Here is a 23,151-nt window from a genome sequence, read left to right on the forward strand (position 1 = left end):
TCACCCGAGCAGCACCATCAGCAGCGGTGTGCCGCCGGTGAGCGCCATGAGAATCTGTGAGCCCAGGAAGATGCTGGCCACCAGGACGAGCGCCCCGTTGCGCACCACGCCGCCGTAGTACTCGTGCAGCGCGAAGCTGCGCTGCTGGAGGTTGTAGAGCGCGTAGCCCACGGCCAGCTTCCACACGATGACGCCCACCAGGGCATAGGGCATGGAGGACTTCGTCAGCACCTCCATCTTCAACAGTGTACCGAGCACCATGAACAGCAGCAGCGTCCCGGGCACCACCAGCACCGCGAGCACCGTCTCCTTGCGGCGCGTGGTGCTGCCCATGGCGAAGCTGTTGAAGACGAACCACGGCACTCCCAGCCAGGCCCCGGCCATCATGAGGGACAGCAGGGGGAACACCGGATTGACGACGAGGTGCCCCAGGGCTCCGGGGCGCGGCTCGTCCAGGATGCGGTAGGTGGCGCTCATGCTCAGGATTTCCCGTGGGCCTGGAGGAAGGCCAGGACCTCATCGTACTGGCCGGAGTCATTGGCGTAGCGCGCATAGTTGCGCGCGGTGGTGAGCCACTCCAGCGCGGTGGGCTTCACCTCCTTGAGGGCGCCCTTGAGGTCCGCCGAGGTGATGGGGGCCTCGGTGCCCTGCGCGAGCGAGCGCTCGATGGCGGAGTCGCTGGCCGTCTCCACCACGTTGGCCAGGTCCGCGCCGGAGAAGGCGCTGGTGTGCTTCACCACGAAGCCCAGGTCCAGGTTGGACTCCTGGGGCCGGTCCTTGATGAGGAGCTTGAGAATCTCCTCGCGCGCCACGGCGTCCGGCGGAGGAACGAAGAGGACGCGGTCGAAGCGGCCGGGACGGCGGAAGGCCGGGTCGATGGCCCAGGGCGTGTTGGTGGCTCCCAGAATCAGCACCCCCGCGTTGTTCTGCGCGAAGCCATCCATCTCCGCGAGGAACTGGCTGACGAGCTTGGCGCTGGTGCCCTCGCGGCTGAACTGGCGCTTGGCGGCGAGCGCCTCCAGCTCGTCGAAGAAGAGGACGGCGGGCGTCGTCTGACGGGCCTTCTCGAAGAGGGCGTGCAGCTTCCGCTCCGACTCGCCGATGTACATGTCGAGGATGTCGGAGATGGCGATGTTGTAGAAAGTGGCGCCGCACTCGCCGGCGGTGGCGCGCGCCAGCAGCGTCTTGCCGCAGCCCGGCGGACCGTAGAGGAGGATGCCGCCGCCGGCCTTCTTCTTGAAGCGCTCGAAGAGGCTGGGCTTCTGGAAGGGGAGGATGATGCGCTTGCGAATCTGCTGTTTGATCTCCTCCAGGCCGCCCACGTCGGCGAAGGTGAGGGGCGGCTGCGGAGGGGCGAGGACGCGGTCCACCTCGTTGGCGGCGGTGTCGTCGTTGGAGATGACGCGCAGACGGGGGCCGCCGGCCGCGGAGGGCTGCACGTCGCGCACGGAGGCGGTGAGCTGGGCGAGCAGGTCGCGGTCCTCCAGCGTGGGGTTGAGCGAGACGGCGCGCTGGTAGGCGGAGCGGGCCTCGTCCTTGCGGCCGAGCGCGGCGAGGGCGCGGGCGGACAGCAGGGCGGCCTCGGCGGAGGGGTGGTTGGCGCAGAAGAGCAGGGCGCGCTCGGGCTCGCCGGCCTGGACGAGCGTGCGGGCGGCGTGGAGCCGATCCGGCTCGGAGAAGAGGTCCGGGGCGCTGTCGCCGAGGATGGCGCGAGCCTCCTTCACTTCGTTGCGGTCCAGGTGGGCCTTGAGCACGAGCCCGCGCAGCGGCGCGTTGTCGGGGCTCGCGGCGAGCGCGGCCTTGAGGGAAGCGAGCGTGACGTCATCCATGGCGTGGCGGAACGTCTCACAGCACCGCGGGCCCCTTCAAATGCGAAGGCGGCCGAGCACAGGGGGGCGTCCATTTCCTCACGCGGAGTGCGGCCAGGAGCGAGGAGCCGGGTCTCGCGCCTGGACTGCCCCGTGGATGGAACTCCACACCCGGCTTCTCGAGGCGCTCGCACGTGTCGCACGGAGAGAGAGTGCGCAGGACTGCACGCCCCTCCTGCTCAGGCAGTTGCTCGAGACGGGCCTTCAGGACAGCCGCCAGATTCTCGAGTGGATTGTCCTCGATGCCGCGAGCGAGCTCTCCGACTCGCTGGAGGCCGTGCGTCCCTTCCTGGACCCGACCGTGTTCCCGGTGGGGAAGCCCACGAAGGGGTGTTGGCCCATTGGAATGTTCCTCCGGGGAGTATTCCTTAGGTCGTCAATCAAAGACAAGAGGTACACCCGGCGGAAACCACGTATGTGAAGTCTTTGCTTGAAGTGTGGATGTCTTCACCGTAGCGTGGTGGCCCCCCGAAGGAGGAACCATGAGCAAGCTTCTGAAGTCTTTGCTGGTTGCCGCCGCATTCCTCACCCTCGCCCCCAACACCGCGTCGGCCCTTCCGCCGGATTGCGAAGATGTCTGTGACGAGTGGGCGGGCTGCAGTGATACCTGTTATTACGGTCGCATCACGACCTGTGGGGTCTACGGTGTCTGCGGCGCTGGTCGCGCCGAGCCCACCGAGGTGACGGCCTCGGTGGCGCAGGACGATGCGTCGTCGCAGGTGTGCAGCGAGGAGCAGCCGTCCGCGGAGCAGTCCGCTTCTGCCGAGAGCTGAGTTGCCTCCCCGCCGGGCCAGGGGCTCATTCCCTGGCCCGGAGTATGGGGAAACACGTGCCTACAGTTACCCGGAGGTCCGAGCCCCAGGGAGGGTGAAGAAAAAGGTACTGCCCGCCTTCGGCTGGCTCTCGGCCCATATCCTTCCGCCGTGAGCCTCTACGATGCACTTGGAGATGTAGAGCCCAAGGCCGAGCCCGCGTCTGTCGCTCGCGAGGACTTGCGAGAAGCGCTCGAAGATTCGCCGCAGATCGTCCTCGGCGATACCCGAGCCCGTGTCAGTGACGGAGAACCGGACTTCTTCTTCCACGGGCTCGACGCGAATCGAAATCCTGCCTCCCTCGGGAGTGAACTTGATGGCGTTGCTCAGAAGATTCGCGAGCACCTGAAGGATCCGATCATGGTCGAAGCGGGCCAGCAGTGAGTCCCTGGCCACTTCCGAATCGAGCGAGATGCCCTTGGCCGACGCGGTGGGCTGGAAGGCTTCCACTGTTTCCCGGACGAGGAGGATCGCATCTTCTGGCCGAGGCTCCACCGTGAGCTTGCCTGCCTCGATGCTGACGATGTCCAGCAGGTCTCCGATGAGCCGGTTCATTCGAGCAGTGAAGTGTTGAATGCTCGCCGCGTCCTTGCGGGTTCTCTGCCCGACCTCATCGTCGGCCGCGTTCCTGAGGAGCATGGCCGCGCGCATGGCGATGCCCCCGAGCAGCGTCCTCAGATCGTGGCTCACCATCCCCAGGAAGTCGTCGCGCGCCGCCAGGGCTTCATCTGAGCGCCCCCGTTCGGTCAACAGGTGCTGGTCCGTCGTCTCTCGTTCTAGCTGGAGGAGGCTCGCCAGGGCGCGTTTACGCGCCTCGCGCTCCTCGCGGAGCTTTTCGTCCGAGATGGACCGCTCGTGCCGGAGGGCCGCGTCCTCGTGGACCCGCTCGCTGGCGACGCTCTGGCGCTCTTGTTGCGGTGCCTCGCTTTGCGCCAACCTCTCATCCGTTTTTGCCCGGGATACCTTCAACGATGAGTCCACGTGGGTCCTCGCCTTCTGGACGACCTCATCCGCATGCTCTTCGATGGAGTCCTGCTTCTTGCTGAACTCCTCGTCGGTCCTCTCCCTCTCCTGGCGAAGGCTCTGGTCCGTGCGGTCCTGATCCAGTCGCGGCTTCTTGTCCCTGGGCTTCATGCGCAGCAGTTCTACCAGGAACCCACATGACGTTCAGACCCCCGAGGCGTTCTTTCCAGGACCTCCAGCTGCTTGAAGACGACGCCGTCCAGCTCCAACTTCGGCTCCTTCCTGGCCGCTGCCTCAGGCGCCACGCTCGCCTCCTCCGTACCTGCTTGGGGGAGCCCCGCGGTCCGGTCGTAGAAGAGCAGGCTCAGGGCCTCGGCGAAGAGCGTGTAGAAGCCGGGGATGAGCCGGTCCCACGTGCTCTGCACTCTGCGCCGGGTACTCGCGAGCACGATGTTGCCCGGGTCGTTCTCGGGGGCTCGGTAGGTCTCGATCTCTCCGTTGGAGCTGACCCCGCATGTGGTAGTGGGGCACTTCATGAGCTTCGAGTTCATCATTCCTGGAGGGGGGCCCGACTCTCAGCTTCTTCGCGATGCAGGAGCGGAGTTCAAGGAGTTGGCGCCGGAAGAGGGTCCCGGTTGGCTCGCATGGCGTGGACGGCCTGCCAGGGGCGTCTTCGTGTTCGAGGAGGAGGGGACCGCGCACATCAAGCTGATGACCCTGTCGTCGGACGATGATGTGGCGCTTGCCCAGGAGCTCGCCGTGCGGTTGGCGCGGGCCCGGGGGATGCCCATCGATGTCGAGGAGCCGCCCGAGGGCATCGAGCCCGCGGAGGGCCTGGCACCTGCCGCACCGGAAGGGTTCGAGGGGCTCTTTCTGTTCGCGCCAGAGGAGGTCGAAAAGTGGCCGTCCGGGTGGTTCCACGACCAGAACATCGCTGGGTTTCTAGGCGTGTCCCAGATGGCGAAGATGGGTGGTGCCTCGCTGGTGTCGGGTCCGTTCCGGCGGACGTTCGTCGGACGTCAGGTGATGTCGAGACTCTCGGGAGCCCAGGCTCCGAAGGGGTTCCTGTCGAAGCTCTTTCGTAGGAACGAGCTCGATCCCGATGAAGCTGTTCCGAAATTGCTCGAAGTCCTGATGGGGGCGCAAGAACGCCTCATGAGTGAGCTGCCCTTGCGGCCTCGCCTCATGACCTCGGACGTCAAGCTCCCACGGACTGCGAAGTGGTCGGCGAGTGCCATGGACTCGTTGATGCCGCCCTCCTGTCACGAGAGAGACGTGATGATGTTCGGCAGGGAGCTCAGGGACGAGGCTCACTACACGATCGCTCTTCCAGGTCCGGCCTTGCTTCCGGTGTCGGATTACGTGGCGTTGAGAGAGTCGGAGACGGCCTGGGCTTGTGTGCCATTCCATCGCTTTCTCGAGCTCCTCGGGGCAGCGCGTGTTCGCTGGGTGGATGAGTGCACCGTCTGGGTGGACCCTCCTCGAGGCAATGACTGGACCGCCTTGATGGGCCTGTTGATTTGGGAGGTCACGGGCAAGGTCGCGCATCAGGACGAGCTCCTCCGAACGAGTCAGGAGCTTGTTGCCGCCGCGCTCGCCAATGAAAGGAGTTGCGCATGACGGTCTGGTCGAACTGGATGTAGAGGCGGTTTGGTGCCTGGCCCGGTGTTGCTCAGCGGGCCTCCAACTCCTTGAAGACGACGCCGTCCAGCTCCAGGCGGCGCACCGCGTCCACCAGGCGCTCGTTGGCGATGATTCGCGTCGAGGCATCGGCCAGCCGGAAGATGTCCACGTGTTGTGGGAGCGACGAGACGTCGAGCAGATACGGGTCCGGGACGCTGTGGCCCATGGCGACGCCACAGGTGGGGCACGGAGGATTCGGGGGCGGCAGGCAGTCCGGGTGGAAACGCCCATGGACTTCGAGCTGGATGTCCCGCAGGTCGGGTGCGTGTTTGGTGCGGATCCGCACCTGGGTGGGGCAGCCGGTGAGGCCCCGCACGCCCGCGCTCTGCAATTTCTCCAGGGCCTCGCGGCGCATGCAGAGGGACCAGGGGTTCTGCATGACGAGCTGGCCGAAGTAACCCAGGCCACTTCCTTGGAGCGGACCGAAGACCGCCCCCGATGTCAGCACGGCATAGGCAGGCGCCAGGGGCCGCACCAGCTCACGCAGCCGGATGAACTCCTCACGCGGAACGGGCCAGGAATCCAGCAGCTTCTTCTGGTCCTCGGGTGGCAGAGCCGACAGGTCCACGCAAGGGTATTGGCCCATCGTGTACTCCTCTGGCGGCAAATCGCAGACAGAGCAGCGCTCCACACCGGGCAGCCCCCACTTGTGGGCAGCGTTCAGGTTGCCCGTGTAGCGGGGCGACGGGTCTCTCTCCAGTTCGTAGAATTTCATGCGGTTGAGTCTCGAGCCCGTCGTTCAAGGAGCGAGAAGCCGAGGTGCAACGGCCGGATGGGGCATGACGAGTAAGAGGGAAGCGCCTGGGCTTCTCGTACCACGGCCGTTCACTCCGCCTGGAGCCGCTGTTAGCTTCTCCCCTGGGGAGAGTGCATGGCCACGGTCACGGAACGCGACATCCTCCAGCAGATGGCCGTACGCGAGGAGGCCGGCGTCTACGTCCTCGGATGCTTCGAGCGGCGCATCACGCTCTACACGCAGCAGGTTCGCGCGCTCAACCTCGTGCACTCCCTCTTCGTCGAGGAGCGGTTGAAGTCGGGCTCGAGGCTGGCGGTCATCGGTGGAGGCGCCGCCGGTCTCACGGCCGCCGCGGGGGCCGCCATCCGTGGGGCTCGGGTCACCGTGTTCGAACAGGCGAGCGATCTGCTGCCCATGTTCCGCAACAACCGGCAGCGCTGGCTCCACCCCCACCTCTACGACTGGCCCGAGGAGGGCTCGGAGGAGGAGCAGGCCAACCTTCCCGTGCTCGACTGGGAGGCGGACCTCGCGGGCAACGTGGCGGAGCGGCTCCTCGCGCAATGGCAACCGCTGAAACAGAAGTATGGCATCGAGGTCCACACGCGCGTTCAGCGGCTCCAGCTCCTCCCCGGGTCCAGCGCCCCACGCCGGCTCACGTGGAACACGGATTCCTTCGATGAGGGGGATTTCGAGGCCGTCCTCCTGGCGGTGGGCTTCGGTACGGAGCGGACGCTGAAGGGGGCTCCCTCCCGCTCGTACTGGGAGGACGACAACCTGGATCGCCTCCACGCGTCGAGCACGCCCAGGCGCTACCTCATCTCGGGCACGGGAGACGGGGGGTTGATCGATCTGCTCCGCGTCCGCCTTCGGGACTTCCGCCACGAGCGCATCATCCAGCGTTATCTCCGGGAGGACTCGCTGGGAGCGGTGAAGGCGAAGCTGCTCGAACTGGAGGAGGAGTTCCGCAAGGGCCGGCTCCCGGAGCGGAACTTCTTCAGTGAGTACAAGAAGCTTCCCGGCTGCGAGAAGCTCGATGAGCGCCTGCGTGAGGACCTGCGAGGCGACACCACGGCCGTGCTCAACGCCAGGGACGCGTTCCCGCTCAGCGCGCGAGCCAGCATCCTCAACCGTTTCCTGACTGCCCGGCTGATGAAGCTGGGCAGCGTGCGCTACGAGTCGGGAGGGCTCTCCGTGAAGCGCGTCAAGGACGGCGCCTACAAGGTCGCCTTCCTCGACGAGGAGAAGCACCCGAAGCATGAAGAGGAGTTCGACGACATCATCGTCCGCCATGGCCCTGAGCCCGCGATCGAGCGCTCCTTCAAGTCCATCTGGAAGAAGGCGGGCGCACGAATGCGCGAACTCGCGGAGCTGGACCAGACCCGGAGGCCGCTCTTCAGACCCGAGGACTTCGCCTCATCCCCGGGTGGAACCGGGGTGAGCACTCCCGCCGCCCCCGCTGTCGTGGGCACTCCCGCCTCGCCCGCCAGGGTGAGCGCGCCACCGGCGGCCCCCTCCCGAGGGGACTGTTTCGGCCGCGAGGAGCTGACGCGCCAGCTCGTGGCGGCGGTCCTGGAGGAGGAGCCCCGTCCGACGATGGTGCTCGGCCCACCGGGCATCGGCAAGAGCACCCTCACGATCCAGGCGTACCATCATCCCGAGGTGGCCAGGCGGTACGGCAACCGGCGCTACTTCGTCCGGCTCGATGGCGCCAACAGCAGGGATTTGATGGTGAGCGCCGTGGCCGCGGTTCTCGGCATCAAGTCGGAGACCGACCTCTGGGGAGCCGTGAAGCAGATGCTCCAATCGGCTCCAGCGTTGCTCGTCCTCGATAATGTCGAGACCCCCTGGCATGCGGATCGCTCGGGGACGGAGGCGTTGCTGGCCGAGCTGAGTGACCTTTCCGGGCTGGCGCTCGTCGGCTCGGTGCGAGGCGGGGAGCGACCCTATGTGCCACGCAGTCGTCCTCCCATCGAGGTGACGCGGCTCGACGACGAGGCCGCGCTCGATCTCTTCTGCTCCATCCGCCGAGGAGCGCCGTCGCCACATCACCGCTGCACGACAGGCGTGGGAAAGCATTGACCGCCCGGATCTCGTCAAACAACTGCACGACGAGTTCGGAGACGGCTCCGCGCACTGAGACGATGAATCGAGGCCTGCACCTGGACTTCATTATCTCCTGGTGTGAGCCGGCCCATCACCAAGCCTGGGATGCTCCCGTTTGGGCCGTCAGGAGCGTGCCAGGCAGGCCTCTTCGTAGTCCCACCGGTCCTGCTCGCGGCCCATATCCAGCACTCGCCGCAATTCATCCCAGGAAACGGAGGGAGGCACATCGATCGCAATCAGGCCACGCAGATGGCTCTGTTCCGTCGCACAGCCGAGTTGCTTGAAGAGTTCATGAACCCTGGGCACCTCTTCGTGGTTGTACACGGCGACACGGAGCGTGCTGTGCCCCGAGGGGTGGACGACATCCTTGTAGACGAGTTGGCCCGCTTCCAACTCCGCCGAGACGATGTCTTCCACGGCGACGCCCGTAGCGAAGAATGGGATGTTGTCGATCTTGTAGAGCCCCTCACCCACCGTGATGGCCCAGAGCGTTTCCGCGCTGGCGGGAGGATAACCATCCTCGTCCTGCTCGAGGTGGAAGAGAAGCTTGACGTGTTGAGCGGTGGATGACCCTGTCATGGCGCGTGCTGCTCACGGTGTCTTGTCACTCTTCCCCTCTCCAAGCCAGCCGAACCAGAGGTCCTTTCAGGGGGGAGGTTCCGGCGGCGCCCGGGAGCAACTGGTCCGATGGTCGGACCAGTCGGCGCGCCGCGCGGCCGGAAGGGGCTCCGTCCTTTCCTGCAAGGACCCCCCTGAAGGAATCTGCTTCAGATGGTTTGGAGCGGGAGCACGAGCGGCCCCGGGCCGGAACCTCAGAGCCAGTCGGGCGGGGCCGTGGTGAGGCGCGGCATCGGGTGGCCCTTGGGGTATTGCAGCACCGTCTCGAAGCGCGGGTCGTTGAGCACCACGTTGCCAGGGCTCTTGTCCACCTTCGCCGGGTCCACCACCGAGCCAGGAATGGGCTCCTTCGCGTGCGTCGGCACGCCGTAGGATGTGAAGTCATCCACCGCCACGCCGCAGATGGGCCACCACGTGCCGTCCGGCAACTGCATCTGGTCGAACTGGATGTAGAGGCGGTTCGGTGTCGTCACCGCCATGCCCGTGACCTTCGTCTCCACCTCCTTCCCCTTCACCTCCGCGAACATGGTGGCCGTGACGGGGCCGGGTTTGACGTTCATCGAGCCGCCCTCCTCGATCGGGTCGTTCGAGGCCGGAGTGCCCGTCTCCAGGAACGTGGCGTTCTCCCGCGAATCGAAGCCCAGCTTGACGGGAGTGGCGATGGCCTCGGGAGGGCACTGCGCGAGGTAGCTGGCGGGGTCGGGTCGCGTGGGCGTGGTGACGCACCCGGCGAGCTGTGCGGCGGCCACGCCTCCCAACAAGCGGGTGAGCACGGAGCACAGGCGCGAGGGTGTCGATTCGGAGGATGCGGGAGGCGTTTCGGAAGGGGAGGAGGGCACGGGCTGTGTTCCTTTCTCGGGAGGCGCCGGAGGAGCCGGCGCGGTGGCCTCCGCGCGAGGGCCGTCCTCCCGAGGAGGGGCCCGCGTCAAGCGGAGGAGTGCCCACCCTATCCCGAGGAGCCCCAGCCCGATGGCCAGCGTGACGAGGCGCACCGGCCACCGGCTCCTCATCCGTGCTGTCTCACCGGGGCGGAGCTCTCGTGCGGCCGAGAGCTCCAACTCGGGAGACTCCTCCAGCATGTCCACGTCCGGAAACCGTTCCCTCACCCATGCGCACTCCGAGGGCCGCTTCGCCGGAGCCTGCCAGGGGGTCGAGCGTCCCTCCTGCTCACGCAGCCGCTCCAGTTCCTCCCGTACGGCGCGGGCGTTCTGGGGCCGCTGCCCGGGGTCCTTCGCCAGCAGCCGCAGGGCCAATGCACCCAGCGAGGCGGGTATCTCGGGAGCGAGCTGCCCGGGCTCCACCGGAGGCGTGGAGGCGATGGTGGGCAGCAACTCGTCCAGCGGCAACCGGGTGCTGAAGGGGTGGCAGTTGGTGAGGGCTTCGTAGAGGAGCACGCCAAAGGCATACAGGTCGGCGGTGGGCCGAGCCTCCAGCCGTGAGCCCGGGGGCGGAGGCTTTTCTGAGAGCAGGGACGCGAGGAAGAGGATGGCCTCGGGTGGCTGGCAGTAGAGCGTTCCCGGTGCGAGCCCCTCCGTCAGCACTCGGGCCCAGGGCAGGTGCGCCGTGCCGAAGTCGATGAGGAACGGCGTGTCATCCCCCTGCCTCACCAACAGGTTGTCTGCCTTCACGTCACGATGGACGATTTTGTCTTCGTGCAGGGCCTCCAGCGTCTTCAATTGCTCACACAGCACGCCCACCACCCGGTCCAGTGGGGCGCGCTCCCGCCAACGCCAGACGTGGAAGGTGCTTCCGGAGATGTAGGGGGTGACGTAGTAGCCGTAGCCCGTCTCCGGCTCGGGCCACCGGCCCCACTCCAGTACGGGCAGCAGGTGGGGGTGGCGCAGGTGCTCCAGCGAGCTCACCTCGCGGCGCATCCAGGCATCCACCTGGTCCGGGTCCTTCTCCGAAGCGGGTCGGGCCGCCATCTTCATCGTGTAGCGCTGGCCCTCGCGCTCCATCAGGAAGACGAAGGCGAAGCCTCCCACCCCTAACCGACGCACGACGCGGAAGTCCCGCACGCGGTGGCCCGTGCGGAGCTGGTCCGGGCGACGCGGTCTCCTCATGGCTGCAGCTCCTGCTCTGGAAGCGGGCGAAATCCGCCCGGGGTGTCCTCTCCGTCCATCGCCACCTCCAGGTGCGTGGCGCTCTCGGGAAGCAGGCCGGTGAAGATGTAGCGCTGGCCCCTGGCTCCCGGTGCTCCGGAGACGAGGCGGGCGGGCCACTCCTGAAGCGAGCCGTCCGCAAGGGTGACCCGCAGCCGCACCTGCACCAGTCGCCACAGCGGGGCACGCTTCTGGCTGTCCCTCACGAACGCGGTGGAGAAGAAGCGCCGGTCCATCCAGAGCACGGACTCCACCCGCGCACGGATGCTCCCCTCATCGAGCGCCACCGCGCGAGGCGAGTCGAGCGCGACACGGGACGGCGGCGTGGCGAGCAGGTGGAGCGCCAGCGACTCCGCGGCTGCGTCCTCGGTGGAGGCTCCGGCGCGCACCACGCGCACCCTAACGTCCGCGACCTCGGGCCGGGTGACGAGCGTGAAGCGGAGGGGCTCCATACCGGGTCCGGCCTCCAGGGTGAGCGGCACTTGCTCGCCCTCGGGCAGGGAGGTGGCGAGCAAGAGGAGCCACGAGCCGGGGCCCAGCGCGACGAGCCGGATGCGGGCCTCGTCCACCGGTAGCCGCAGAGTCGACGGAGGTAGTGGCGCCTCGAGCTGAAGGAGCGTGGGCACGCCGGCCGCCACGTGCAGCACCAGGGGTGGCACCTCGCCGGGCCGGGCGGGGGCCACGAGCGTTCGTTGACGGAGCGAGGGCCCGCCGGAGGGTTGCCGGGCGGCGGCCGGGGTGGACAGCAGGAGGGACAGGCACAGGAGCCAGGAACCGGAGCGCACTCGCGGCCCACGCTAGGAGGGGCCGATTCCCCAGGGCAAGCACGAAACCACCTCAGCCGTCACCTCCGCATGAGTGACTCCGCAGGACACCTCCCGCAAGCCTCGTCATGTACGGGCGGGAAATACATTGGCCCCAATATGTAAATTCCAGGGAAATCGGGTACACTGGGAGTCCCCGCCCACTTCACCCAAGTGCGCAAGGAGCATGCGAATGGCCCTCAAAATCCAGTCCGGTACGCCCGTTCTCCAGCCTCGAACCGCGGAAACCCAGGCCAGGCCCTCCGCACCGCGGCCCCAGACACCTTCTGCCGCAACTGGTTTCAGCTCCTCCAGCGGCTTCTCGGCGGGGAACACCCGGCGGGCACTCTCCCTCGACGGCGCTCCGCAGCTCCCGGTCTCCCAGCAGGGGAACACGCTCAGTGCCTCCAGCCTCCTGCGGATGGGCTCGGCCCAGGTGCCCGTGACGGGCTCGGGCGCGGGGGCCGGTTCGGCGGGGGGCGCTGCCGAGGCCCGGAATCCCTACGATCCCACCCAGGAGTTCGAGTACGCGCTCCACTCGACCTTCGAGCAGTTCGGCCCCGAGGCGGCGGCTGCGCTGGAGAGCGTCATCGCTCAAATCCAGGCGGGGCAGACGCCTTCCGTCTCCACTGCCGTGCCCCAGGTGGGCGATGTCATGGTCTGGGGTCCCAACGCTGGGAGCATGAACTCAGCGGTCGGCCAGGCGGATCAGGCCGGGCACATGGGCGTCGTCCAGGGCGTCACGGACAACGGAGATGGAACGGTCACGGTCCGGGTCGCCGAGCAGAACTGGAACGACAACGACGGGACGCAGAACGGAGTCCCCTTCCGCGACATCCGGTTGTCCCGGAACCCTGACGGGACCCTGTCGCTCCCCAACGGAGTGGGGTTCGTTCCGCTGAACCCGAATGCACCGGTGGACTCGGGCGCACCGGCCCCCACGGGGACGCAGGGTCCCGCCCTGGGCCCCAACACCACCATCGACAATCCCAACTTCCAGATTCACAACACGCCCGCGCACAGCGCGACGGACCCCTATCGGGAGTGTGTCGGGTACATCCACGACATGCCTCAGTACAAGGGGCTCATCGAGAACCTGGCGATGGCGAACGCGCCCACCGACACGTTCCTCGAGGCCGAGGAGATTCCCACCAACACCCGCGTGCCGGCGGAGGGCTCGCTCATTGTCTGGGATTCCGGGGCGGGCGACGACATCGTCGGCAGCACGAACAGCTCCCTGGGACACGTCGGCTACGTGGAGGATGTGATTCCGAACTACGATCCTCCCGGAGATCCCAACGGCGACCTCCTCTCGTACACCGTCACCATCAGCGAGGCGAACGCGAGCGGGACGGGGAACAACGACCGTTCCCTGCGGACCTTCACCGTCGAGGCCGAGCCGGATGGAGAGGCGGCGCTCCCCTCGGGCGTCGGGTTCTACAATCCCTCGGTCGCCGCGGGCGGGACCCCGTCGACGAATCCGGTGGGCGGCTCCGCGCCGATCGCGGGTCAGCCCGTCACCCGGGGTCAGAACTACTCCGTCCAGTCCGGTGACACGTTGAGCTCCATCGCGGCCCGCGCGGGGGTGACCGTGCAGGACCTCATCAACGCCAATCAGTCGCTGCAAGCGAACCCGGACTTCCTGTCGATCGGCCAGAGCATCTACATTCCCTGACAGGAAAAGGGCGTCAGGGATTGAAGCGTCAAGCCAGCTCCTGAAGCCTGTTCCGCAAGTCATCTGCGAGCCCAGGCGGGTCTCCCTCGCGCAGCGCGGCGAGCCCCGCCTCGAAGTCCGCGCGAGCCCCTGCCGTGTCACCCAAGCGCGCGCGCAGCACGCCCCGGTCGCGCAGCAGCTCCGCGTCCACGGGCTCGCCCTCCCGTGCGGAGGCGGCGAGCGAGTCGGTGATGTCTCGCACCGCCTCCTCCAGCCGGCCCAGCCGGGCGCGTACCGAGGCCCGTTGGTGCAGCAACCAGGGATTGCCCGGCTCCTCCGCGAGCGCGAGCGTCCAGTCGCGCTCGGCCTCCGCGTGCCGGCAAAGCACCTCCAGGGACTCGGCGCGCTTCATGTGGAGGACGAGCGCCTTGCGGAAGCTCCCGGCCTCCAGCGCATTGAAGTCGGCCACGGCCTCGGCGTGACGGCCCAGCCGGGCCAGCGAGAGGGCGCGGTGAAGCTGCGCGGAGGCGTGGCCAGGCGCCAGCTCCAGGGCGCGCTCGTACCAGGGCAGGGCCTCGGCGGGAGCACTCCCCCAGATGCCGAGCGTCAACCCCATCTCCAGCAGCACGCGCACCTGCCGCGGGTACGTCTCGGTGAGCTGGCGCATGCGCGAGAGCGCCTCCGTGTGGCGCCCGCTGCGCCGCAGCTTGTCCACCTTGCGCAGCAGCTCGGTGAGCTCCGGCGGCCACGCCTCGCGCCCGTTGCGCTCCGTCATTGCTTCCACTCCCGGGGTGCAAGGAGGCCGCCTTGGTCGCCCGCACCCGATTCGCTATAGTTCCGCGCGACCGAGACGAGGCCAGGGCCGTGCGCTCCTCCTCCCTCCGCGCCTCCCATGCCGTCGACCTCCCGCGTCCCCCGCCCCTCGGAAGCCGAGGCCCCCACTCCCACGTCCAGCTCCGCTCCTCCCCGCCCGGGTCCCTCGCGCGTGGTGGTCTGGCTGCGCCGGCTGCGCCCGTTGCATCGCTGGGTGGGCGTCCCGCTCACGCTCCTCATCCTGAGCAGCAGCCTGACAGGCATCCTCCTGGGCTGGAAGAAGTACGTGGCCGTGCTCCAGCCACCCCTCCAGCGCGGGGCCTCGCTCGAGGCCCTGGACTGGCAGCCGCTCCACCTCATCTCCTCGGCCGCGGAGGCGGGGCTGCGCGACCACCTGGGCTCGGCTCCTGGTCCCATCGACCGGCTCGACGTGCGTCCCTCCAAGGGCGTGGCCAAGGTCCTCTTCCGCGAGGGCTTCTGGGAGGTGCAGGTGGACCTCACCACCGCCCGGGTCCTCTCGGTGGACCGCCGGGCCTCGGACTTCATCGAGACCCTTCATGATGGCTCCATCCTCGGCGAGGCCTCCCGCGCCACGGTGAGCACCGTGCTGGGACTTGGACTCCTGCTGCTCTCCTTCTCGGGCCTCTGGCTCTGGTGGGGCCCGAAGCTGGCCCGCCGTTCCTCCCCACCTCCACGCGACACCTGACCATGCGTCAACCTCCACGCGCCCGGCGCGCTCTCCTCTGGTCGTGCTCCCTCTCCCTGCTGTGCCACGCTCTCCCCGCGGGGGCGCAGGAGCAGCCCCCGGCAGAGGCTCCTCCTCCCGCTGAGGCCCCGCCCTCGCCCCCCGCGGAGGCCGCGAAGCCGGACGCGTCCGGTGAGTCCGCCGGGGAGACGTTGGTGCAGTCCACCAGCCTGCCCAAGCCGCTGATGCCCGCCTCGCGCGTGGGCTCGGAGGTGACGGCCGAGGAGCTGTCCCGCCGTCCCGCGCGCTCCACACCGGAGGCGCTGATGGAGGAGGAGGGCATCTTCCTCCAGCGCACCAACCACGCCGGTGGCCACCCCATCATCCGCGGTCTGCTCGGCCACCAGGTGCTCATCCTCGTGGACGGCGTGCGCCTCAACAACGCCGTCACGCGCGCGGGCCCCAACCAGTACCTCAACACGGTGGACCCCTTCCTCGTCGAGCGCCTGGAGGTGGTGCGCGGCCCGTCCTCGGTGCTCTACGGCTCGGATGCCATTGGTGGCGTCGTCAACGTGCTCACCCTCACGCCGCGCTTCGCCTCCGAGGGCGGCGGCAATCGCTTTCCGGCCGGCGTGCGGCTCATGGGGGGCAGCGCGGACCTGAGCCTCCAGGGCAGTCTGCGCCTGGGCGTGGAGCTGCAGAACACCGCGGCGCTCGGCGTGGTGACGGGGCGGGACTTCAATGACCTGCGAGGCGGGGCGGACATCGGCGTCCAGCACTACACCGGCTACACCGAGTACGACGCGGCGGTGAAGGTGCGCCAGCGGCTGTCCCCCGGCACCATCCTCCAGCTCCAGTACCAGGCCGCGCGCCAGAGCGACGCGCCGCGCACGGACCGCTCGGTGCCCGGCGACTTCCGCATCTTCTCGTTGCAGGAGCGCGACTTCCTCCACGGCCAGCTCGCGGTGAGCGGAGCGGGGCCCTTCCACCGCATTCGCGTGGACGCGAGCGCCCTGCGGCAGAGCGAGCGCACGGACCGCTACCGTGTCGCCCGCGACCGCATCGAGCGCGAGGACGCGAGTGTGTGGACGCTCGGCCTGCGCGCCGAGGGCGAGCGGTCGCTCTCGTTCAACAACGCGAGCCTGCGCGTGGGCGCGGATGTCTTCCACGACAAGGTGACGGGCGCGGCGAGCCGGAGCACCATCCTCGTGCCGGCGGAGTTCGAGCCGCGTCCGGAGCTGGCGCGCTACCCGGGCTCGCCCACCGCGCTGGCGGCGGGCCTCTTCGGCTTCTTCCAGATGGACCTGGGGACGAACGCGACGGGCCACGTGGGGGCGCGGGCGCAGCTCAACCGCACGCACCTGCCCGAGGACGACCGGCTGTCGCTGCAATTCCCGGGCAGCCCCGTGCTGCCGGCCACCACCGAGCAGGCGCTGGGCGTGGCGGGAGAGCTGGGCTTCCAGCAGCGGGCGAGTGAGGACGTGACGCTCTTCGCCAACCTGGGCTCCGGCTTCCGCGCGCCCAACGTGGATGACTACCTGCGCCTGGGTGTCGAGGGCCCGGGCTTCGTGCTGCCCGGCCGAGACCTGGTCCCCGAGTTCTCCTACACCGCCGAGGTGGGCGGGCGCTTCCAGCGTGGCGAGGTGGCGCGGGTGCAGGCCGTGTATGCCTATACCTTCATCGACAACATGGTGACGGCGGTGCCCACCCAGTTCAACGGTGAGACGCACACGCCGGACGGGCTGCCGTACCTGGCGCGGACGAACGCGGACAACGCGCAGGTGCACGCGGTGGAGCTCTCCGGGCAGGTGCGGCCGGTGCGCTCGCTGACGCTGCTGGCGCAGGCCGCGTGGGTCTTCTCCACGCAGAAGCGGTTGGATCCGCTCGAGCCCGCGGCGCCGCCGCAGACGGAGCCGTTCAGCAAGTCTCCGCCGCTCAACGGGCTGGTGCGCGCCACCTGGGAGCCGGTGGACTTCGCTTTCGTGGAGGGGGTGTTTCAGTGGGCGGCGAATCAGGAACGGTTGAGCGCGGCGGACCGTGAGGACATCCGCATGTGCCCCGAGTCGCCGGACTGCCAGGGGACGCCAGGCTGGGCAGCGGTGCACCTGCGGGCCGGGGCTCGCTGGCGCTGGTTCACCACCACACTGGAGCTGCGCAACCTCACGGACGCCTCGTACCGCTTCCACGCCTCGGGGGTGGATGCGCCGGGCCGCTCGGTGACGCTCGCGCTGGAGGGAAGCCTGTGAAGTCTGTGAAGACGTGGCTGCTGTGGGCGGTGATGCTCGGCGCCGTGGGGTGCAACGAGGGCGTGGGGGACCGGTGTGACGCGGACACGGCCTGCCCCGAGGGGCTGGAGTGTTCCTTCCCGCCGCCGCCCCGGAGTGGGCCGGTGGAGGATCCCCAGGGTGTCTGTGATTACCCGCTGAAGGCGGAGGGGGAGCCCTGCTCGCAGGCCGCCGAGTGCCAGACGGCGCTGACGTGCTCCAACCACTTCACGCCGAACACGCGCTATGGCCAGTGTGTGCCGAAGCACGGCCTGGGCGAGGCGTGCTTCCAGGACCGCGACTGCGCCGCCGGGACGTGTGAGGGCGCGGACGAGAACGGGCTCGGCGGCACCTGCGCGGAGTAGCGGCCCCGCAAAAGAGAAGGGGCCCGGGCGGTGTGGCCCGGACCCCTGTTACTTCAGCGCGAGGTGTTTCGAATTAAGGCGTGAGCTCCCACACGGAGCGGCCGAAGGTGGCGGCGCGCACGAGGCTCGAGTCCGGGAGGATCTCGAGGTCCGTCACGTTGACCAGCGGCATGCCGGTGCCGAAGCGCGTCCAGGAGGCGCCCGCGTCGGTGGAGCGGTACACGCCCAGGTGCGTGGCGGCGTACAGCGTGGTGTTGCTGCCCGGGTCCACGGTGAGGGCGTTGACGGGGACGCCAGCGGGCAGGCCGTTCTCGATGACCGTCCAGGTGGCGCCGAAGTCGGTGGACTTCCAGGTGTGGGCCTTGGTCCCGTCCGGCGCGACCGACGTCACGTAGACGGTGTTGGGGTCGGTCGGGTCGAACTCGATGTCGCTCGTGCTCAGGCCGTTGTTGGGCAGCGCGCTGGCCTGCGTCCAGCTCGTGCCACCGTTGTTGGTGAGGAACACGCGGCCCGCGTTGGCGACGACACCCACCACGCTGGCGTTGCTCTTCGCGTGCCGATGCCGCGGATGAAGATGTCCGTGGGGAAGCCAGTGGTGCCGAGCGCGGTCCACGAGGTGGCGTAGTTGGTGGACTTGTACACCTTGGCGTTCACGAAGGTGTAGACGGTGTTGCCCGTCGCGTCGCCCTTCCACGAGTGCAGCACGGTGTTGAACGGCGCGGTGCTGCTGTTGTTGCTCTCGGTGATGCCGGTGCTCGCCGAGGCGAAGTTCAGGCCGCCGTCGGTGCTGCGGTAGATGCGGGCGTAGTACAGCGTGCCGAGCATCTGCTTGGCGTTGGTGGCGTGGATGTCGCAGCCGAAGCCGTCGCCGCCGAGCTCCTGGTTGTAGACGGTGCCGCTGCCCACGCGCACGCGGGTGCCGTTGTCCTGCAGGCCCGCGATGACGGCGCTGCGGTTGTTGCCCGAGCTGCCGATGTCGTAGATGAGGTGCGAGGCGATGCCCACGTTGATGCTGTCGCTGAAGGTGGCGCCGCCGTCGGTCGTCGTGAAGACTCCGCCGTCGTTACCCACGAACAGCTTGGTGCCGGCCGGGTTGAAGGCCGCGGCGTGGAAGTCCGCGTGCACGTAGGGCAGCGAGAACTGGCCCAGCCAGTTGGACACCTGCGAGTACGAGGACCCGCCGTCGGTGGTCTTCGCCATGTGCAGCGCGCCGCCGAAGTACACCAGGTTCGGGTTGGTAGGGTGGACGATGAGCATCTGGTCGTACCAGCCCTGGGTGTTGAAGAGGGCGCTGACGTTGCGCGCCTCGGTGTTGCCATTGGAGTAGCGCTTCTTGGCCGCGCCGAGCGCCGTGAAGCTGGTGCCGCCGTTGGTGGACTTGAAGATGTCCGCCAGGTTGCCGCCGGGGTCGGAGGCCAGCACGTACACGGTGGTGGGGCTGGAGGGCGCGGTGGCCACCGTCATGCGCTCCAGGCCGACGGTCGCGGTGACTCCGGTGGCGCGCGTCCAGGTGGCGCCGCTGTCCGCCGTCACCCACACCTGGCCCTGCGTGTTGCCGCTGGCCGCGGAGGGCTGGGCCTCGAGGGTGATGACGAACTTCGTGCCGCCGGCGTGGGCGATGGACCAGCCCGAGGGGGTCTCGGTGTAGCCGGTGCTCAGGCTCACCTGAGTCCAGGTGGCGCCCGCGTCCACCGAGCGGAAGATGCCCGCGTTGGTGGTGGCCAGGACGATGTTGCTGTTGCCAGGCACCACCTGGAGGTCGGTGATGGAGGTGGCGTTGCCCAGGTACACCGGGTTCATCCACGTGGCGCCGCCGTCGGTGGACTTCACCAGGCCGATGCCGGTGCCGTCGAAGGGGTCACCCAGGCCCAGGTAGAGCGTCTGGCTGTTGTTGGGATCCAGCTCCAGCGAGCCCACGGACAGGCTGCCCAGCGTCTCGGTGATGGGAGCCCAGGTGGTGCCGCCATCGGTGGACTTCCACACGCCGCCGCCCGAGAAGGCGGCGTAGAGGGTGTTGGTGTTGGTCGGATCGATGATGATGTTGCGCACCCGGCCCGCGTCCGTCTTGGTCAGCTTGTAGCTGCCGTTCTCCAGGTAGTCGGCCTTGGTGGGGCCGATGTTCACCCAGGTGGTGCCCGTGGCGGCGACGGTCGCGTTCGGGTTGGTCACCGCGGTGATGGGGGTGGAAGTGCCCGGGAGCTGCGACGCATAGCGCTCACGCTCCTTGCGCGCCGCGTCGTTCATGAACTTGCGGAACTCGGCGGACCACGGCCCGCCCTTCTTGGCCTTCTTCGCGGACTTGCCGTAGGCCTCGTTGTACCACTGCTCCCGGAACTCACGCCGGGCGTTGGCGTCGTCACGGTCATGGTCCTCGGCCAGCGACGTCACGGGGGCGAGGGTCACGGCGAGCGCCGCGGCGAACCACTGATGCCAGTTCTTCTGAGAACGCATTGCATTGCTCCTTGGCTGGCCTGGGATTCCCCCCAAGCCGCGATTGGGATGCGGGGGAAGTGATGGAAAATCGACCCCTCGGAGAGGACCCGGCTGTTCACACGTCGCTCACATCTTCCGGGGAGTTCCACGGGTAGAGGAATTCCAGCTTCCTGAAGTGTGAACAACCCATCCATCCCCTGAGACGTGGGCAGGCCCCGACCGGGCTCTGGCTTGCCTTCCGGGGCTCGCTACCTGGCAGCGCGCGACATCCGCACCGTGGGGGAGGGGCGCGCTACCCGTGAGGCGGCCGGGCGGCGAGCCACGTCTGGACGCGGGTGCGCAGGGCCTCGGTGCCGGGCTGCTCCAGGACACTCGAGGCCTTCTGGGCGAGCTCACGGGCGCGCGCGGTGTCCTGGCGCGAGTCCCACAGCGCGCGGGCGAGGGCGAAGCGCGTCTCGGCCAGCTCCACCGGTGCCACTGCATGCGTCTCGCGCAGGGCCAGCGCCCGCTCCAGCGGCGCGAGCGCCTCGGTGGCGCGGCCCAGCTTCAGCAGCGCCTCGCCCCGGCCAGTGAGCGGCACGGCCAGCTCCGGGTGCTGCGCCCCCAGCGCCTGCTCGCGCAGGGCCAGTGCCCGCTCGAAGTGACGCAGCGCCTCGGTGGGACGCCCTGCATCCACCAGCACCAGGCCCAGCGTGCTGCTCGGCGCGGCCACGTCCGGGTGCTCCGGCCCGCGCGCCCGCTCCGCGCCCTCCACCGCCCGCGGTAGCACCGTCAGCGCCTCATCCGTCTTCCCGTCCCGCCACAGGGCACTGCCCAGCGCGTCCAGCGCCACGGCGCGGAAGGGGTGGCGCGGAGACAGTGAGCGCTCCACGATTTCCACACCCTGGCGCAGTGGCTGTAGCGCCTCGGCATTCCGGCCCAGCGCGCTGAGCGTGGTGCCCAGGTTCACCAGCGAGCTGCCCACGCGGGGGTGCTCGGCGCCGAGCGCCTGGCGGAAGGCCGCATGCGCACGCTGGTACGCGTCGAGAGCCTCGGCATGGCGTCCCTGGGCGCTCAGCGTGTTGCCCAGCCGGCGCAGCACCATGGCCACCTCGGGGCTCTCCGGCGGGGCCACCTTCTCCAGCGCGACGAGCGCATTGCGCTGCGAGGTCTCCGCGGCGGACGCGTCGCCCTGGGCGGCGTACACCAGGCCGTGCGCGCTCTCGAGCTCCGCCAGCAGGCGGCCCTGGCGGTGGGTGCGCACCAGCAGGGCGCGCGCCTGTCGGAACCAGTCATGGCCGTCCTGCACGCGCGCGGCGTCGTAGGCCACGTGCTGGGTGAGGGCCACCAGGGCCTCGGCGCGCACCTCGTCCAGCCGCACCTCGTCGGCCGTCCACATGGCCTCCTTGAGGGTGCGCTCGGCCTCGGCGTGGCCAAAGCCCACCTGCTGCTGGCCCAGCTCCAACAGGGCCTCGGCCTCCAGCGGGCGATAGCCCAGGGTGTGCGCCTCCGCGGCCACTGGGGCGGCCACGGCGAGCCCCGCCGCGTACTGACCGGAGATGCGCAGTGCTCGGGCGCGCGAGAGCGAGGCGCGCAGCCCCTCCACTCGGGCGGCCACCTGGGCATCCGCGGGCGCCGCCACGCTGGCGGCGAGCGGGTCCGCCGACTCACACGGGCCCAGCTCGGACAGGCCGCGCACGGCCTCCACGGCGCGCTCCACCACCAGGGCGTCGGCCTCGGCGAGCACTCCGGTGAGGGCCTTGAGCTCCGAGCGTCGGCGCTCCAGGCAGGAGGTGCGCGCGGCGAGCAGCTCTTCGGAGGCCTTACCGTGCAGCCGCGTGGCCTCGCACGCGCCACGCTGTTCCGCCACCCACTGGGAGGCGTAGGCATCGAGCGCGCCCTTCACCCCGTTCCACGCATCGGCCGCGTAGGGCGTGCCAGTGGCGAGGAAGGCCTTGCGCACAGCCTCCTGGCTCGGCGCGTCCCACACCCCATCCAGACGCGTGGCCACGCCTTGGCAGAGGCCCTGGCGCTGGTGCCACTCGCCCACGGCGCCGGCCACCACGGCCACGAGGAAGGCGGCGGCCACGGCGACGAAGGCCTGGCGCAGGCGGCGGGTGCGCGGGTCGTCATGGAGCGCATCCAGCAGTGCCTCCATGGAGACGTAGCGCTCCTGGGGGTGGAGGCTGAGGCCCTTGAGGACGATGCGCCGCAGCCAGCTTGGCACGCCCGCGTCGCGAGGCGGTGGGCGCAGGCGGCCCTCGAGCGTGCTGCGGGCGAGCGCGGCGGCTCCACTGCCCTCGAAGGCATGCTCGCGGTAGAGGGCGTAGTAGAGCGTGGCGCAGAAGGCGAACTGGTCGGCGCGGGAGGTGACAGCCTCCTGGCGGTACTGCTCCGGGGCCATGTAGCCCGGGGTGCCCATGATGAGGCCGTGGCGCGTGACGGGTGTCTCTCGCGGCTCGCGCGTGCGAAGGCCGGAGATGGAGCCGCTGTCGGCGCCCGCGGGCAGCTCGGCGCGCAGCAGCTCCGCCAGGTCCACAGGGGTGGGCGCGCCGGGGGCACCGGTGCCCTGTTCGCAGGCCAGGCCGAAGTCGAAGACGAGCACGCGCCCGTCGCGTCCCACCAGCACGTTGTCTGGCTTGAAGTCGCGGTGGACGAGCCCAGCGGCGTGAGCGGCGGCCAGTCCCCGGCCCGCCAGGGTGAGTGCCTCCACCACCTCACGCGGGCCGCGCGGCTGCTCCTTGAGCCACTGCCGCAGCGTGCTGCCCTCCACCAGCTCCAGGGCGATGAAGACCTGGTCCCCGTGCTCGCCGATGTCATAGACGGGCAGCACGTTGGGGTGGGACAGGCGGGCCATGGCCTGGGCCTCGCGCAGCAGCCGCAGGCGCGCCTCGCCTCCGTCCAGCCCCTCGCCCCCGGGCAGCAGCAGCTTGATGGCCACCCGGCGGTTGAGCTGCGGATCAAACGCCGCGTACACCTCGCCCATGCCGCCGGCACCCAGCCGCTCCAGCACCAGGTAGCGCCCCACCGAGGTACCCCGGGGCAGGGGCTGGGCCTCCTCGGGCGTGACGAGGGGCACGGGCGGGCCGACAACGCGGGTGGGCTCGGTTTCACCCTCGGTGATGCGCGCGTGGGCGCGCAGGAGCTCCTCTTCCAGCACGTCCGCGAAGTTGTCGGGCTCACCTGCGCGGTCGTCCGGCTGCCGCTCACCCGCCGTTTCCGGTAGGGCAGCCTGCTGCTCCGGCTGGGACCGCTTCAGGCTCTCCACTG

19 protein-coding genes are annotated in these 23,151 nt (G+C 69.1%); 7 read left to right on the top strand and 12 right to left on the bottom strand.

Annotated elements, in window-relative coordinates:
- On the bottom strand, positions 1–477 hold the full coding sequence (locus OV287_RS55640; protein WP_267542229.1) for a hypothetical protein: 477 nt from the start codon (positions 475–477) through the stop codon (positions 1–3).
- A gap of 2 nt (positions 478–479) precedes the next feature.
- A complete protein-coding gene (locus tag OV287_RS55645) occupies positions 480–1,829 on the bottom strand; it encodes an ATP-binding protein (protein WP_267542230.1) in 1,350 nt (449 codons plus the stop codon).
- Between the two features lie 521 nt (positions 1,830–2,350).
- On the opposite strand from OV287_RS55645, the gene OV287_RS55650 reads away from it, so the two are divergent.
- Positions 2,351–2,641 carry a hypothetical protein gene (locus OV287_RS55650; protein ID WP_267542231.1) on the top strand — a complete coding sequence of 97 codons (291 nt, stop codon included), beginning with the start codon at positions 2,351–2,353 and terminating at the stop codon, positions 2,639–2,641.
- Positions 2,642–2,707: 66 nt separating this feature from the next.
- Here the strand turns inward: OV287_RS55650 and OV287_RS55655 are convergent, their stop codons facing one another.
- Complete coding sequence (locus OV287_RS55655) at positions 2,708–3,814, bottom strand: sensor histidine kinase (protein ID WP_267542232.1); 1,107 nt, start codon at positions 3,812–3,814, stop codon at positions 2,708–2,710.
- An 11-nt stretch (positions 3,815–3,825) separates the two neighbouring features.
- Complete coding sequence (locus tag OV287_RS55660; RefSeq protein ID WP_267542233.1) at positions 3,826–4,179, bottom strand: hypothetical protein; 354 nt, start codon at positions 4,177–4,179, stop codon at positions 3,826–3,828.
- Between OV287_RS55660 and OV287_RS55665 the strand changes: the two genes are divergently transcribed.
- Positions 4,178–5,263, top strand: a complete 1,086-nt coding sequence (locus OV287_RS55665; RefSeq protein ID WP_267542234.1) for a hypothetical protein — start codon at positions 4,178–4,180, stop codon at positions 5,261–5,263. The two genes, OV287_RS55660 and OV287_RS55665, sit on opposite strands and share 2 nt — an antisense overlap.
- Positions 5,264–5,315: 52 nt before the next feature.
- Here the strand turns inward: OV287_RS55665 and sitI6 are convergent, their stop codons facing one another.
- On the bottom strand, positions 5,316–6,041 hold the full coding sequence (gene sitI6, locus OV287_RS55670; RefSeq protein ID WP_267542235.1) for a SitI6 family double-CXXCG motif immunity protein: 726 nt from the start codon (positions 6,039–6,041) through the stop codon (positions 5,316–5,318).
- A gap of 156 nt (positions 6,042–6,197) precedes the next feature.
- Between sitI6 and OV287_RS55675 the strand changes: the two genes are divergently transcribed.
- A complete protein-coding gene (locus tag OV287_RS55675; RefSeq protein WP_267542236.1) occupies positions 6,198–8,141 on the top strand; it encodes an ATP-binding protein in 1,944 nt (647 codons plus the stop codon).
- A gap of 147 nt (positions 8,142–8,288) precedes the next feature.
- Here the strand turns inward: OV287_RS55675 and OV287_RS55680 are convergent, their stop codons facing one another.
- The 3 genes from OV287_RS55680 to OV287_RS55690 all read right to left on the bottom strand — a co-directional run bounded on the left by OV287_RS55680 (position 8,289) and on the right by OV287_RS55690 (position 11,670).
- The gene (locus tag OV287_RS55680) at positions 8,289–8,744 is read right to left on the bottom strand and encodes a DUF4265 domain-containing protein (RefSeq protein WP_267542237.1); all 456 of its coding nucleotides are present in this window, start codon (positions 8,742–8,744) and stop codon (positions 8,289–8,291) included.
- Positions 8,745–8,977: 233 nt separating this feature from the next.
- Positions 8,978–10,846, bottom strand: a complete 1,869-nt coding sequence (locus OV287_RS55685; protein WP_267542238.1) for a protein kinase domain-containing protein — start codon at positions 10,844–10,846, stop codon at positions 8,978–8,980.
- Entirely contained in the window at positions 10,843–11,670 is an 828-nt protein-coding gene (locus OV287_RS55690; protein WP_267542239.1) for a DUF2381 family protein, read from the bottom strand. Before OV287_RS55690 ends, OV287_RS55685 begins: the two co-directional genes overlap by 4 nt.
- A 211-nt stretch (positions 11,671–11,881) precedes the next feature.
- Between OV287_RS55690 and OV287_RS55695 the strand changes: the two genes are divergently transcribed.
- Positions 11,882–13,363, top strand: coding sequence for a CHAP domain-containing protein (locus OV287_RS55695; protein WP_267542240.1), 1,482 nt, complete (start codon positions 11,882–11,884; stop codon positions 13,361–13,363).
- 28 nt (positions 13,364–13,391) lie between these two features.
- Here OV287_RS55695 and OV287_RS55700 read toward each other — a convergent pair whose 3' ends face one another.
- The gene (locus tag OV287_RS55700) at positions 13,392–14,117 is read right to left on the bottom strand and encodes a tetratricopeptide repeat protein (protein WP_267542241.1); all 726 of its coding nucleotides are present in this window, start codon (positions 14,115–14,117) and stop codon (positions 13,392–13,394) included.
- 117 nt (positions 14,118–14,234) lie between these two features.
- On the opposite strand from OV287_RS55700, the gene OV287_RS55705 reads away from it, so the two are divergent.
- The 3 genes from OV287_RS55705 to OV287_RS55715 are packed head-to-tail and all read left to right on the top strand — an operon-like array spanning position 14,235 to position 17,469.
- On the top strand, positions 14,235–14,861 hold the full coding sequence (locus tag OV287_RS55705; protein WP_267542242.1) for a PepSY domain-containing protein: 627 nt from the start codon (positions 14,235–14,237) through the stop codon (positions 14,859–14,861).
- A 2-nt stretch (positions 14,862–14,863) separates the two neighbouring features.
- The gene (locus OV287_RS55710; protein WP_308809822.1) at positions 14,864–17,086 is read left to right on the top strand and encodes a TonB-dependent receptor; all 2,223 of its coding nucleotides are present in this window, start codon (positions 14,864–14,866) and stop codon (positions 17,084–17,086) included.
- A complete protein-coding gene (locus OV287_RS55715) occupies positions 17,083–17,469 on the top strand; it encodes a hypothetical protein (RefSeq protein WP_267542243.1) in 387 nt (128 codons plus the stop codon). The genes OV287_RS55710 and OV287_RS55715 overlap by 4 nt, the downstream gene beginning before the upstream one ends.
- 73 nt (positions 17,470–17,542) lie before the next feature.
- Here the strand turns inward: OV287_RS55715 and OV287_RS55720 are convergent, their stop codons facing one another.
- From OV287_RS55720 to OV287_RS55730, 3 genes are all read right to left on the bottom strand, one after another.
- Positions 17,543–18,004 (bottom strand): WD40/YVTN/BNR-like repeat-containing protein, encoded by a 462-nt coding sequence (locus OV287_RS55720; protein ID WP_267542244.1) that lies wholly within the window; start codon positions 18,002–18,004, stop codon positions 17,543–17,545.
- Positions 17,908–19,920 carry a beta propeller repeat protein gene (locus OV287_RS55725; protein ID WP_267542245.1) on the bottom strand — a complete coding sequence of 671 codons (2,013 nt, stop codon included), beginning with the start codon at positions 19,918–19,920 and terminating at the stop codon, positions 17,908–17,910. Before OV287_RS55725 ends, OV287_RS55720 begins: the two co-directional genes overlap by 97 nt.
- Before the next feature lie 274 nt (positions 19,921–20,194).
- The gene (locus OV287_RS55730; protein WP_267542246.1) at positions 20,195–23,149 is read right to left on the bottom strand and encodes a serine/threonine-protein kinase; all 2,955 of its coding nucleotides are present in this window, start codon (positions 23,147–23,149) and stop codon (positions 20,195–20,197) included.
- Positions 23,150–23,151: the final 2 nt, after the last annotated feature.

The organism is Archangium lansingense, from assembly GCF_026626635.1.
Taxonomy (GTDB): domain Bacteria; phylum Myxococcota; class Myxococcia; order Myxococcales; family Myxococcaceae; genus Archangium; species Archangium lansingense.